General features: G+C 68.9%; 14 protein-coding genes. 7 read left to right on the plus strand and 7 right to left on the minus strand.

Going from position 1 to position 12,744, the window contains the following annotated elements; all coding sequences use genetic code 11:
* Nucleotides 1-36 precede the first annotated feature (36 nt).
* Nucleotides 37-1,152, minus strand: coding sequence for an alanine dehydrogenase (gene ald / locus E3D03_RS07545; protein ID WP_263566448.1), 1,116 nt, complete (start codon nucleotides 1,150-1,152; stop codon nucleotides 37-39).
* A gap of 137 nt (nucleotides 1,153-1,289) precedes the next feature.
* Between ald and E3D03_RS07550 the strand changes: the two genes are divergently transcribed.
* Nucleotides 1,290-1,748 carry an Lrp/AsnC family transcriptional regulator gene (locus tag E3D03_RS07550; protein WP_172823762.1) on the plus strand — a complete coding sequence of 153 codons (459 nt, stop codon included), beginning with the start codon at nucleotides 1,290-1,292 and terminating at the stop codon, nucleotides 1,746-1,748.
* Nucleotides 1,749-1,803: 55 nt separating this feature from the next.
* On the opposite strand, the gene rpsU is transcribed toward E3D03_RS07550, so the two are convergent.
* The gene (gene rpsU / locus E3D03_RS07555; RefSeq protein WP_011748553.1) at nucleotides 1,804-2,010 is read right to left on the minus strand and encodes a 30S ribosomal protein S21; all 207 of its coding nucleotides are present in this window, start codon (nucleotides 2,008-2,010) and stop codon (nucleotides 1,804-1,806) included.
* Between the two features lie 125 nt (nucleotides 2,011-2,135).
* Between rpsU and E3D03_RS07560 the strand changes: the two genes are divergently transcribed.
* Nucleotides 2,136-2,825: a COQ9 family protein gene (locus tag E3D03_RS07560; RefSeq protein ID WP_263566449.1), complete on the plus strand. Its 690-nt coding sequence runs from the start codon at nucleotides 2,136-2,138 to the stop codon at nucleotides 2,823-2,825.
* Between the two features lie 11 nt (nucleotides 2,826-2,836).
* Entirely contained in the window at nucleotides 2,837-3,814 is a 978-nt protein-coding gene (locus tag E3D03_RS07565) for an NAD(P)H-quinone oxidoreductase (RefSeq protein ID WP_263566498.1), read from the plus strand.
* Nucleotides 3,815-4,044: 230 nt separating this feature from the next.
* On the opposite strand, the gene E3D03_RS07570 is transcribed toward E3D03_RS07565, so the two are convergent.
* A complete protein-coding gene (locus E3D03_RS07570; protein WP_263566450.1) occupies nucleotides 4,045-4,668 on the minus strand; it encodes a ribonuclease T2 in 624 nt (207 codons plus the stop codon).
* A 160-nt stretch (nucleotides 4,669-4,828) separates the two neighbouring features.
* Here E3D03_RS07570 and E3D03_RS07575 point away from each other — a divergent pair, with 160 nt between their 5' ends.
* Nucleotides 4,829-5,572 (plus strand): DUF1013 domain-containing protein, encoded by a 744-nt coding sequence (locus tag E3D03_RS07575; protein WP_017998703.1) that lies wholly within the window; start codon nucleotides 4,829-4,831, stop codon nucleotides 5,570-5,572.
* Nucleotides 5,573-5,582: 10 nt separating this feature from the next.
* Entirely contained in the window at nucleotides 5,583-5,951 is a 369-nt protein-coding gene (locus tag E3D03_RS07580; RefSeq protein ID WP_263566451.1) for a hypothetical protein, read from the plus strand.
* On the opposite strand, the gene E3D03_RS07585 is transcribed toward E3D03_RS07580, so the two are convergent.
* Together E3D03_RS07585 and E3D03_RS07590 are read right to left on the minus strand one after the other, a co-directional pair.
* Nucleotides 5,948-7,420: an NAD-dependent succinate-semialdehyde dehydrogenase gene (locus tag E3D03_RS07585; RefSeq protein ID WP_263566452.1), complete on the minus strand. Its 1,473-nt coding sequence runs from the start codon at nucleotides 7,418-7,420 to the stop codon at nucleotides 5,948-5,950. The genes E3D03_RS07580 and E3D03_RS07585 overlap by 4 nt on opposite strands.
* A gap of 299 nt (nucleotides 7,421-7,719) precedes the next feature.
* Nucleotides 7,720-8,514 carry a VOC family protein gene (locus E3D03_RS07590; protein ID WP_263566453.1) on the minus strand — a complete coding sequence of 265 codons (795 nt, stop codon included), beginning with the start codon at nucleotides 8,512-8,514 and terminating at the stop codon, nucleotides 7,720-7,722.
* 254 nt (nucleotides 8,515-8,768) lie between these two features.
* On the opposite strand from E3D03_RS07590, the gene E3D03_RS07595 reads away from it, so the two are divergent.
* Nucleotides 8,769-9,857 carry a THUMP domain-containing class I SAM-dependent RNA methyltransferase gene (locus E3D03_RS07595; protein WP_411969807.1) on the plus strand — a complete coding sequence of 363 codons (1,089 nt, stop codon included), beginning with the start codon at nucleotides 8,769-8,771 and terminating at the stop codon, nucleotides 9,855-9,857.
* Between the two features lie 84 nt (nucleotides 9,858-9,941).
* The gene (locus tag E3D03_RS07600) at nucleotides 9,942-11,024 is read left to right on the plus strand and encodes a hypothetical protein (RefSeq protein WP_263566455.1); all 1,083 of its coding nucleotides are present in this window, start codon (nucleotides 9,942-9,944) and stop codon (nucleotides 11,022-11,024) included.
* Here E3D03_RS07600 and E3D03_RS07605 read toward each other — a convergent pair.
* Together E3D03_RS07605 and ribA are read right to left on the minus strand one after the other, a co-directional pair.
* Nucleotides 11,021-11,554: a L,D-transpeptidase gene (locus E3D03_RS07605; RefSeq protein ID WP_263566456.1), complete on the minus strand. Its 534-nt coding sequence runs from the start codon at nucleotides 11,552-11,554 to the stop codon at nucleotides 11,021-11,023. The genes E3D03_RS07600 and E3D03_RS07605 overlap by 4 nt on opposite strands.
* On the minus strand, nucleotides 11,551-12,612 hold the full coding sequence (gene ribA / locus E3D03_RS07610) for a GTP cyclohydrolase II (RefSeq protein WP_263566457.1): 1,062 nt from the start codon (nucleotides 12,610-12,612) through the stop codon (nucleotides 11,551-11,553). Before ribA ends, E3D03_RS07605 begins: the two co-directional genes overlap by 4 nt.
* Nucleotides 12,613-12,744: the final 132 nt, after the last annotated feature.

Consider the following 12,744-nt stretch of genomic DNA (forward strand, 5'->3'; position numbering starts at 1 on the left):
CCGGCGCGGCGCGGGGGAACCGCGCCGCGCCAGCCTTCAGGCGATCAGCGTCTCGGGCGGCTGCCAGGCCAGCCGCTGCGCCTCGGCCACCGGCGCCGAGGCCAGCACGCCCGCATGTGTGGCAAGGCCGGCGCGCAGATGCGCGTCCTCGGCCAGCGCCCGGCGCCAGCCCTTGTCCGCCAGCGCCAGCACGAAAGGCAGGGTGGCGTTCCCCAGCGCCCGGGTCGAGGTGCGGGCCACCGCGCCGGGCATGTTCGCGACGCAGTAATGCATGATGCCGTCCACCTCATAGACCGGGTCCTGGTGGGTGGTCGGGCGCGAGGTCTGAAAACAGCCGCCCTGGTCGATGGCGACGTCCACCAGCGCCGAGCCGGGCTTCATCAGCGAAAGCTGCGCCCGCGTCACCAGCTTGGGCGCGGCGGCGCCCGGCACCAGCACCGCGCCGATCACCATGTCGGCACCGGGCAGCAGTTCGGCGATGGCGCCCTGCGTCGCATATTGCGTGGTCAGCCGACCCATGAACACGTCGTCAAGGTAACTGAGCCGCGGCACCGAGCGGTCCAGCACCGTGACATTGGCGCCCATGCCGACCGCGACCCGCGCCGCCGCCGTGCCGACGACGCCGCCGCCGATCACCACGACATTGCCCGGCCGCACCCCGGGCACGCCGCCCAAGAGCACGCCCGAGCCGCCATTGGCCTTTTGCAGCGTCCAGGCGCCGACCTGCGGCGCCAGCCGGCCCGCGACCTCGGACATCGGCGCCAGAAGCGGCAACCCGCCGCGCGCATCGGTCACCGTCTCATAGGCGATGGCGGTGACGCCGCTTTCCAGCAGCTCGCGGGTCTGGGCCGGGTCGGGCGCCAGGTGCAGATAGGTGAAAAGCAACTGGCCCTGGCGCAGCATGGCGCGCTCGGCCGCCTGCGGTTCCTTGACCTTCACGATCATCTCGGCCTCGGCAAAGACCGATGCGGCGTCGGGCAGGATGCGGGCGCCGGCGTCGATGTAATCCTGGTCCGGGAAGCCGGAGCCGTTGCCCGCGCCGGCCTGGACCAGCACCTCGTGCCCGCGGGCCGTGGCCTCGCGCACCGCCTCGGGCGTCAGGCCGACGCGGAACTCCTGCGGCTTGATTTCCGTCGGGCATCCGATCTTCATGGGTATCCTCCCTTTCCCTGTCGTTCCATGCTGGCACGGCGCCGCCGACAGTTCATGCTTAAACTGCGCGGCGAAACCGGCTAGTTTCGAAGAATTGGCGCAAACCGGCGCCCGTCACGACGGGATCTTCAGCGATGATCGACCTTGACGCAACGGACCGCCGCATCCTAACCGTGCTGCAACGCGACGGGCGCAGGACCAATGCCGACCTGGCGGCCGAGGTCGGCCTGTCGGCCAGCGCCTGCCATCGCCGCGTGCAGCGGCTGGAAGAGGCCGGGGTGATCCGCGGCTATGTCGCGCTTCTGGATGCGCGCAAGCTGGAGCGCCCGACCACGGTCTTCGTCGAGATCACGCTGTCCGGCCAGGCGGACGAGCTGCTGGAAGCCTTCGAGCGCGAGGTGCGCAAGATCCCCGACGTGCTGGAATGCCACCTGATGGCGGGCTCGGCCGACTACCTGCTGAAGGTGGTGGCGCATGACACCGACGATTTCGCCCGCATCCACCGGCAGTTCCTGGCCAAGCTGCCGGGCGTCCAGCAGATGCATTCGTCCTTCTCGCTGCGCACGGTGGCGCAGACCACGGCGCTGCCGGTGTAAAATGAAAAACCCCCGCGCGGGCGGGGGTTTTCCTGAAACGAACGTGTCGCTCGTCTTACAGCGCGCCTTCGCGCTGGGCCTTTTTACGGGCCAGCTTGCGGGCGCGGCGAACGGCCTCGGCCTTTTCACGGGCCTTCTTGACCGAGGGTTTCTCGAAATGCTGCTTGAGCTTCATTTCACGGAACACCCCCTCGCGCTGAAGTTTTTTCTTCAGAGCACGAAGCGCCTGTTCGACGTTGTTGTCGCGAACACTTACCTGCATGTGGTTGTCACCACCTTCCTAGGTTAAAGTTGAGCAGATTTGCAGGAAGCCGCCCTCTAGCAGGACGAATCGCCTTTGTCCAGATTTTCCGGGCGGCTTTGCAACAACCAGGGAGGAACAGGGCCATGACCGACGAACGCGCACGGCTGATCGAGGCAGCGCTGGGCCATGTCGCCTTCGAGGGCATGGGCGATCGCGCCATCGCCGAGGGCGCCCGCGACATCGGCATGGCGCCGGCGCTGGCCCGGGCGCTGCTGCCGCGCGGCGGCGCCGACCTGGCGGCGGCCTATCACCGCCAGGGCGACGCCGCCCTGCGCGACTGGCTGGCGCAGCATCCGCCGCAGGGCCGCTTCCGCGACCGGGTGGCGGCGGCGGTGATGCAGCGGCTGACGTTCAGCGACCGCGAGCTGGCGCGGGCCGGCGCCTCGGTGCTGGCGCTGCCGCAGCACGCGAGCCTGGGCGCGCGGCTGGTCTGGGAGACGGCCGACGCGATCTGGGATGGGCTCGGCGACCGCTCCGAGGACGTGAACTGGTATTCCAAGCGCGCCACGCTGTCGGCGGTCTGGGGCGCGACGGTGCTTTACTGGCTGGGCGACGATTCGCCCGAACTGCACGACACCCGGGACTTCCTGGACCGCCGCATCGAGGGGGTGATGCGATTCGAAACCCTCAAGGGCCGGATCGGCGCGCTGCCGGGCGTCTCGGTGCTGACCGAGCTCGCAACGGGCTGGATTAAGCGGCCGGAACGTCGCAATCTGCCCGGAGATCTGCGCGGGCGCGCGCGGAGGCACGAAGCTGGAGGGGGCCGAGGGTGATTCCCGATGTCATGCAGGCGATCGAAATATCCGCTCCGGGCGGGGCCGAGGTGCTCAAGCCGGCCACGCGGCCGGTGCCGGTGGCGGGTCACGGCCAGATCCTGATCCGGGTCGCCTGGGCCGGGGTGAACCGGCCCGACGTGCTGCAACGCGCCGGCTCCTATGCGCCGCCGCCCGGCGCCTCGGACCTGCCGGGGCTGGAATGCGCCGGCATCGTCGCGGCGGTGGGGCAGGGGGTGACGCGCTGGAAGCCGGGCGACCGGGTCTGCGCGCTGCTGCCCGGCGGCGGCTATGCCGAATACGCGACCTGCCCGGCCGAGCACGCCCTGCCGATCCCCGCCGGCCTGTCGCTGCGCGAGGCCGCGGCCCTGCCCGAGACCGCCTTCACCGTCTGGTCGAACGTCGTCATGCGCGGCCGCCTGCAACCGGGCGAGAAGTTCCTGGTCCACGGCGGCTCGTCCGGCATTGGCACCATGGCGATCCAGGTGGCGCGTGCCCTGGGCGCGCGGGTCTGGGCCACGGCCGGCTCGGCCGAGAAATGCGCGGCCTGCATCCGGCTGGGCGCCACCGCCATCAACTACCGCGAAGAGGATTTCGTCACCCTGCTGCGCAAGGCCGGGGGCGCGGACCTGATCCTCGACATGGTGGGCGGCGACTATATCGCCCGCAACATCAAGTGTTTGGCCGAGGACGGCCGGCTGGTGATGATCGCCTTCCTGGCCGGCCCCAAGGCCGAGATCAACTTCGCCCAGATCATGACGCGGCGGCTGGAGGTGACCGGCTCGACCTTGCGACCGCAATCCGACCTGGCCAAGGCGCAGATCGCGCGGGACCTGCAGGACAGGCTGTGGCCGCTGATCGAGGCCGGCGTGGTGCTGCCGCAGATCGACAGCAGCTTTCCGCTGCGCGAGGCGGTCGATTCCCATCGCCGCATGGAGGGCAACGGCCATATCGGCAAGATCCTGTTGCAGGTCTCGGCCGAGGATTGAGCCGATCGCGCCGGTTGCGTCGTGGCTGGCCTCCGGCGGGGATATTTAAGCAAGAAAGAAAAGCACACACCCCGCCCGCCGGAGCAAAGGGTCGGGGTGTGGCTTCTCTCTTGACGGTCATCGGCGTCCCCGCCTGTACCGTGAGGCCAGATTGCCCACAAATCCTTACGATTCGGTTAACGGCTTCTTTCTTGTTTAAATATCCCCGCCGGAGGCCAGCGGCATCGCCATCAGCGCGGCGCCGACACCAGGAAGCTGCCGCTGCAATCGCGCCGCGCATCCGGGGCGCAGCTGCGGGGCTCGAGCTCGCGGGTCAGGCAGATGCGCACCTCCTGCAAGGCGCGGTCGCGGCAGGTCACGGTGATCGCGTCGCGCGACAAGCCGGGGTTGGCGGCGATGAAGGCGTCCTCGACCACCGTCGCGGGCAGGGTCACGTCGCGGCCCAGCCGCCGCAAGGGTTCGGGAATGACGATGGTCTTTGCAGCCTCGCGGGTCAGGGCGAAATAATCGCTCGCCGCCAAGCCCGCGCAGCGGCCATGCTTCTTCCATTGATACCAGGTCAGCCCGGGCGAACCCATCAGGTCCGCCATGGCGCGGGTCTCGCGCTGCGAGGGGTCGCGGGCGGCGCTGCGGCAGTCCTGCGGCCAGCCGCGCTCATATTGCGGCCAGAGGCCGTGGACCACGAAGCCGATGCGTCGTCCCGGCGCGCATTGGCCCTCGGCCTCGCCCTCGGCCTGGCACCAGCTGGGCGACCAGCTCAGCGACAGCAGGTAATAGTCGAACCGTCCCGCGACATCCTGGGCATGGCCAGGGCCGGGCAGCAGCAGGGCGGCGAGCAGGGCGAGCGTTCTCATGCCCCGAACCTAGTCGCGGCGCCCGGCCTGCGCCACGAAATTCAGGCTTTATTTCGCCCCGTTCTGGCCCTATATAGCCTGTCAATCCCCCTGAAAATGGAATGGCAGCCGCCGAAAGCCGTTTTCCCCGGCCGGAAGAGATATTGTTAAGGAGAAGGTCATGAACAAGCCGCTGATGGCCAAGGCCACCGCTGTCTGGCTGGTCGACAATACCACGCTGAGCTTCAAGCAGATCGCCGATTTCTGCGGCATGCACGAGCTTGAAGTGCAGGGCATCGCCGATGGCGACGTGGCGGCGGGCGTCAAGGGTTTCGACCCCGTCGCCTCGAACCAGCTCGATGCCGGCGAGATCGAGAAGGGCCAGAAGAACCCGCTGTATCGGCTGAAGCTGAAGCACAACCCCGCCGCCGAGGGCGAGGAAAAGCGCCGCGGCCCGCGCTACACGCCGCTGTCCAAGCGCCAGGACCGGCCGAACGCCATCCTGTGGCTGGTCAAGTTCCACCCGGAACTGGCCGATGCGCAGATCGCGAAGCTGGTCGGCACCACCAAGCCGACCATCGCCTCGATCCGCGAGCGCACGCATTGGAACATCCAGAACATGCAGCCCATCGACCCGGTCGCCCTGGGCCTGTGCCGGCAGTCGGAGCTGGACGCCGCCGTGCAGAAGGCGGCCAAGAAGAAGGCGGCCGAGGGCGGCGCCATGACCGATGACGAGCGTCGCAAGCTTCTGTCGACCGAAACCTCGCTGGCGATGTCGGACGAGCCGCGCCTGCCCTCGAGCATCGCCGGGCTGGAAAACTTCAGCCTCAGCAAGGACGAGGACAAGCCCCAGGCCGAGGATCTGGACGCCGACAGCTTCTTCAACCTGCCCGAGGCGGATGACGACGAGGACGAGGACAACTGATCCCGACGCCGTGCCGCGGCATAAGGCCGGGCCGGCGGTGATCGCCCATGCCTATCGCTGGCACGAGGCGCAGCTGGCGGCCGCCGCCCTGCGCGCCGCCGGCCTGCCCGCCGAGATCCGCGACGGCCATACCGGCGCCCTGATGCCGCATGCCGGCATCGCCTTGGGCGGGTTCCGGCTGATCGTCCCCGCCAGCCGGCGCGACGAAGCCCTGGCCATGCTGGCCGGTCTGCCGCCGCCCCGCGCCACCCAGCCGCTCTGGCTGGGCTGTGTCCTGGCCTTCCTGGTCTGGTGGGGCGGCATCGGCGGCATGGCCGGCATGCCCCCGATGATGAGCGGGCTCTACCTGCAGGGCAAGGCGCGCGGCCCGGCGGGCTAGATCGACAGGCAGATGTATTTCATCTCCAGGTAATCCTCGATGCCGTGGCGCGAGCCTTCGCGGCCCAGCCCGGACTGCTTGACGCCGCCGAAGGGCGCCACCTCGGTCGAGATGATGCCGGTGTTCACGCCGACGATGCCGTATTCCAAAGCCTCCTGCACGCGGGTGATGCGGCCGATGTCGCGGGCGTAGAAATACGAGGCGAGGCCGAAGATCGTGGCATTGGCACGCTCGACCGCCTCGGCCTCGGTCTCGAAGCGGAAGAGCGGCGCCAGCGGCCCGAAGGTTTCCTCGGTCGAGACCTTCATCGAATCGGTGATCCCCGTCACCACGGTCGGCTCGAAGAACAGCCCCTGCATCGGCTTGCCGCCGGTGACCACGGTGGCGCCGCCGGCCAGCGCGTCCTCGATATGCTCCTCGACCTTCTCGACGGCGTCGCGGTTGATCAGCGGGCCGGTGGTCACGCCCTCTTCCAGCCCGTCGCCGACGCGCAGCTTGTCCACCGTCGCCGCCAGCCGCCTGGCGAATTCGTCATAGACCCCGGCCTGGACATAGATGCGGTTGGCGCAGACGCAGGTCTGGCCGTTGTTGCGGAATTTCGAGGCCATGGCGCCCTCGACCGCCGCATCCAGGTCGGCGTCGTCGAAGACGATGAAGGGCGCGTTGCCGCCCAGCTCCATCGAGCATTTCAGCACCTGGTCGGCGGCCTGGCGCAGCAGGATGCGGCCGACCTCGGTCGAGCCGGTGAAGGTCAGCTTGCGGATCAGCGGGTTCTCGCAGAACTCCTTGCCGATGTCCGAGGATCGCGACGAGGTCACGATGCTGAACAGCCCCTTGGGCACCCCGGCGCGTTCGGCCAGCACGGCCAGCGCCAGCGCCGACAGCGGCGTCTCGGCAGCGGGGCGGCCGACGAAGCCGCAGCCGGCGGCGATGGCCGGGCCGCATTTGCGGGTGATCATGGCATTGGGGAAGTTCCAGGGCGTGATCGAGCCGACCACGCCGATCGGCTGGCGGATCACGGTCAGGCGCTTGTCGGGCTGGTGGCCGGGGATGGTCTCGCCATAGATGCGCTTGGCCTCCTCGCCGAACCATTCGATGAAGCTGGCGCCATAGGCGATCTCGCCCTTGGCCTCGGGCAGGGGCTTGCCCTGTTCGGCGGTCAGGATGCGGCCCAGGTCGTCCTGGTTCGCCATCATCAGGTCGAACCATTTGCGCATGATCTGGGCGCGTTCCTTGGCGGTGCGGGCGGCCCAGTCTTTCATGGCCGCGGCGGCGGCCGAGATGGCGCGGGCGACCTCGGCGCGGGACAGGTCCGCCACCTCGGCGATGACGTCGCCGCGCGCCGGGTTCACCACCGCAAAGGTCTTGCCGTCGTCGGCTTCGATCCATTCGCCCGCCACATAGGCCCGCGTTTCCAGCAGCGAGGGGTCCTTCAGCATCATCCTCAGGTCGGTCGGTTGCGTGTTCATCGTCGGTCTCCTTGCGGCGGGATTTGGCGCAGGCTTGCGCTTTTGCCCCGCCAAAGCAAGGGAAACCGCGGGTCGGCGGCGTCGCGCAATCGTGATGAACCCGAAGCCAGCGACGGGCGTTGCACCTTTATCGTCAGGTTTTCCCTCTTGGCGTGTGAGACTGGGGCGGCGCATCTCTCTCGCGCCGCCCCTTTTTCTTGGCCAGGCTGCTTCTTTCTTGTCGAAATATCCCGGGGGAGCGCCTCTGCGGCCCCATCGAGGGGCCGCAGAGGCGCGGGGGCAGAGCCCCCGGGCCGAGCTCAGCCCTTGGCGACCACGCGGATCCGGGTGCCCCAGGGATCGGTGAAATCGCGCGCACCAAGCGCCGCCAGCGACGGGGCGTCGGCGGCCAGAACCACCTCGGCCAAGCCGGTGGCATCGGCGCTGCGCAGCCCGGCGCCGCGGCTGTTCCAGATATTGCCCGCCAGGTGATGGTGGTAGCCGCCGCTGGCAAAGAAGCTGGCGCCGAACAGATGCGCGCTGCGATCCAGGCCCAGCCGGTTCATGTAGAAGGCCTCGGCCTCGGCGACATTGCCGACCTGCAGGTGGACATGGCCGATCACGCTGCCGTCGGGCGCTCCGCGCCAGGGCGCATCCGCCGCGGCCGCGAGTTCGTCCAGGTCCAGCGCGATGGTGTCCATCCGCACCGCGCGCCCGTCGGTCTGCCAAGTGCTGCGCGGGCGGTCGGCATAGACCTCGATGCCATTGCCTTCGGGGTCGCGCAGGTAGAGCGCCTCGCTGACCAGGTGATCCGAGGCGCCGTCCAGCCCGATCTGCCGGCCCGCGACATGGCGCAGCCAGCGGCCCAGCACCTTGCGGTCGGGCAGCAGGAAGGCGGTGTGGAACAGGCCGGCCTCGCGCGGGCGATGGCGCGCGGCCCTGTCGCGGCGCAGCGCGACCAGCGGCTGGCCGCCGGCACCCAGCACCCGCTCCTCGCCGCTGCCCGAGAGACGCTCGAGCCCGATCACCGACTGGTAGTAATCCCCGACGCGGTCGAGGTCGTTGACGACCAGCGCAACCTGGCCGATCTGGATGGGGGCGTCGCTTGTGGCCATGATGATCTCCTTCGATCCCTTGACCGACAAGATAGGCGCCGGTCGCAAGCCATGAAATGGCGCCAATCGGGGAACACCGTCGCCGTGGCGCCGATAATGCCGCCGGATGGACTTTGCCGGCGGCAGGGCGCATGATGCGGGGCCTTTCGCCTTCCCGGATCCCGATGACGCCGCGCCAGACCAAAGCCGCCCGCAAGCCCGCCCCCGTCGCGGCACCGCCCGAAGCCGCACCGCTGGCCGCCGACCCGGCCCGGATGGAGATCTTCCTGGTCGCCACCGCGGGGCTTGAAGAACCCTTGGCCGAGGAGGCGCGCGCCCTTGGCTTCGACGTGCAGGTCCAGCCCGGCGGCGTGACCTTCACCGGCGGCTGGCCCGAGGTCTGGCGCGCCAACCTGCGCCTGCGCGGCGCGACGCGGGTGCTGGCCCGCATCGGCGCCTTTCGCGCCATGCATCCGGCGCAGCTCGACAAGCGCGCCCGCCGCTTTCCCTGGGCCGACTGGCTGCGCCCCCACGTGCCGCTGCGGCTGGAGGCCGTCAGCCGCAAGTCGCGCATCTATCACGCCGGCGCCATCACCCAGCGCGTCGAGGCCGCGATCCGCGACAGCATCGGCGCCAGCGTCGCCGACGACGCGCCGGTCACTCTGAAGATCCGGCTCGAGGACGATCTCTGCACCTTCAGCCTCGATACCTCGGGCGAAAGCCTGCACAAGCGCGGCCACAAGCAGGCTGTCGGCAAGGCGCCGATGCGCGAGACCATGGCGGCGATGTTCCTGCGCCAATGCGGCTTCGACGGGCGCGAGCCGGTGCTGGACCCGATGTGCGGCTCCGGCACCTTCGTCATCGAGGCGGCCGAGATCGCGTCGGGCCTTGCCCCCGGCCGGCTGCGCGGCTTTGCCTTCCAGCAGTTCCCCGGCTTCGACGCCGCCGGTTTCAACGCCCTGCGCGGGCCCGTCCCGACAGCGCCGGAACTGCTGTTTCACGGCAGCGACCGCGACCCCGGCGCCATCCGCATGAGCCGCGAGAATGCCGAGCGCGCCGGCGTCGCCGCCCTGACCCGGTTCGAGACCTGCGCCTTTGCCGACCTGCAACGGCCCGAAGGCCTGCCCGGCCTGGTCATCATCAACCCGCCCTATGGCGCCCGCATCGGCAACAAGGGGCCGCTTTTCGGCCTGCACGCGGCGATGGGCGAGGTGCTGCGCACACGCTTCCAGGGCTGGCGCGTCGGCCTGGTGACCAGCGAGGCGCCGCTGGCCCGCGCCACCGGCCTGCCGTTCCGCGAGCCAGGCCCCTATGTCGCGCATGGCGGGCTGAAGGTGCGGCTGTGGCAGACGGGGGCGCTTTAATAGGGCATTTCGACAAGACGCGCGGCCTTGACCTGAACCGGCCAGACATGCTCGGCTGCCACAGCGTTGCGCACCGAGGTTGAGATGTCAAACGAGCGCCACCGCATTCTTGAGGATGCGATATCCCCCTTTGTCGAGACGGTGGACGGGTACTTTCCGCGTCCATGGTTCACGCGGCACGACCCCATGGACTGCACGCTTTTGCTTGTCGGAGCCAGTTCGGCAAAATCGTTTCCCGCCGGTGGCTTGAAAAAGAGCGATCTCATGAACGCGCTTTTCAATCGTGCTGGCACATCGTGCTGCGATCTTTACCAACGCTTCGTGGCATCGCCTTCACCCTCCCGCCAGAATTTGGATCGAGCGATCCAGGTGCTGGAAGATGCGGGATGGCGGGTCATGCAGACAAATGTCACCTGTGCGAGCGCGGCGCTCGATAGCCAGATTTCACCGGAAGCGCGCCGAAACGGCACGGAGCTGTTCAAAGCCGTCATGAATCATGTGCCTTGGCGAGCGATGGTAATTTTCGGCAGCGGAGCCGCCAAGAGGTTCCGGAGGATCACGGGCGTCGAGATGCCGCCAATGGCCGATGCCGATGCGCAACCAATAGCGGGGTTGCTGGGGGGAAAGCCATTTTTCGTCATTCCGACGCTTGCGTATCCGGGCTACAGGTCCTCGGTCTGGCGTTGCGTGGGCCGTTGTGTCAGCGCCTTGGACGATCTTGATTTGGCAAAGCCGAATAATGGCGAGTGCAGGCCGAACATCCAGCGGGCGGCGCCAGCCCTGTCGCCACGACAGCCGCTCCAGCGGCTGGCACCTATCGTCTCGCTGGTTGGAACTGATACGGCTTTGCAGGCGGCAGCACGGGGGTTGGATCTGCTTCTTGCCGATCATCCCGAGCTCGAGCTAAGATCCGGCATCTCTCAAATAAGCCTCTGGGCGCCGTTGCAACGACGCTTGTTCAGAAGCAAGCGGCAGGGTTCAAGAGTCGATCTTCTGATTCATCGCGACATCTTGGCTTACTGTGAAATCGCGCGCGATCATTTCGATATGGCGCCGCATAAAAATACAGACTTTCTCCGTCTTTTCAGTGATGACACCTCCGCAGTGAAGGCTCTGCTAAATCGCATCCGGCAATGCCTGGATCGGGTCGATCTGGCGTCCATCTAGTCTTTCCCGTGGCGCGCGCCAGCCCAACGCGCCGGCCAGCGCGGCAGGTCCGGCACCTCCAGCAGCTCGCCCGGCCGCACCACCGAGGCGAGCCAGGTCAGGTCGCGCCGGGCCATGGCGATGCAGCCGGCGGTGGGAAAGCCCGGCCGGCGCCATTGGTGCAGGAAAATCGCCGAGCCGGCGCCCGGCCGCGCCTGCGGAAAGTTCCAGTCGGTGACCAGCACGATGTCGTAAAGCGGATCGGCCCGCCGCATCGCCTCGTGGCTGGGGGCGAAAGGCGCGCGCACCGGCTGGTTATAGGCCGGATCGCCCGAGGCATCGCACCACAGGTCGCCGGGCAGGATCGGCCGCGCCCAGGACCCCGGCCGCGCCACCCGGTCGGGACGGTAGAGCAGCCCGACGATGCGGTGCCGGCCGACGGGGGTCGCGCCGTCGCCTTCGCGCTTGGCGCGCGTCAGCCCGCCGCGCCCGACCGAACAGGGCAGCACCCGGCCGCGCGCCCACAGCCCCAGCGGCGTCAGCCGGATCACAGCAGGTGCCCCGATTTGGCCGCCTTGACGTCCAGATAACCGGTGTTGTGGCGGTTGCGCGGCGTGACCAGCGGCACGCGCTCGGCGACCTGGATGCCGTGGCCCTCCAGCATGGCGACCTTGCGCGGGTTGTTGGTCATCAGCCGCACCGATTGAAAACCCATCTCGCGCAGGATGCCGGCGCCGATGCGGAAGTCGCGCTCGTCATCGTCGAAGCCCAGCCGGTGGTTGGCCTCGACCGTGTCGAAGCCCTGGTTCTGCAAGGCATAGGCCCGCATCTTGTTCGCGAGGCCGATGCCGCGCCCCTCCTGGTTCAGATACAGCAGCACGCCCGAGCCGTTCTGGCCCATGGCTCGCAGCGCGGCATTGAGCTGTGGCCCGCAATCGCATTTCAGGCTGCCCAGCACGTCGCCGGTGAAACAGGCCGAATGCAGCCGGGCCAGCACCGGCGCCTCGCGCGGGGGGGCGCCGATCTCGACGGCGTAATGCTCGGCCTCGCCATTGTCGGGGCGGAAGATGTGCAGCTTGGAATTCTCGGCCGCGAGCAGCGGCAGCCGGGCCGCGGCGACCGGCGCCATGGCCGCCTCGGCCGCCATCTGCGCCAGCGCCGGGCCGGGCGAAAGCCGGGTCAGCCCCTCGGGCGCGGCCGCCACCGGCACGACCAGCACCGCGGGCAGCAGTTGCGCCGATTTCGCCAGCGCGATGCCGGCGCGATGCGCCGCGGTATCGCCGCCGCGCGGGCTTTGGAACGGGCCCTTCATCGGCGTCATCAGGTCGCCCGCCGGATCGGCGACGGCGCGCAGCCAGGCCGGGTCGGCATCCCCCGGCACCGCGATCCGCGCCAGGTCGCCGTCATAGACCCGGACCTTCAGCGTCTCGGCCCGGGGCAGGGTGATGGCGAGCGTGGCGGGGCCGAGCGCGCGCATCGCCGCCAGCCGGTCCGGGCGCAGCGTCTCGACCGCGGCGACCAGCTGGTCGCCGACGACCACCGGCAGGCCCATGCGCAGGTCGGCGCGGGCGCGCGACAGGGTCTCGGTCAGGGTCGGGATCAGGGTCATGGCAGCCGCAAGGTTGAAACAATCTGAAACATAGGGCGGATTCCCGACAACTCCATGTGAGAATTGCTGCAAGGCGCTGGACGCCCGCCCCAGGCCTCATCACCTTTCCGCCATAAAGCCAAAGGAGGCAAG

This window comes from Paracoccus sp. DMF (genome assembly GCF_004407025.1).
GTDB classification, from domain to species: domain Bacteria; phylum Pseudomonadota; class Alphaproteobacteria; order Rhodobacterales; family Rhodobacteraceae; genus Paracoccus; species Paracoccus aminovorans_B.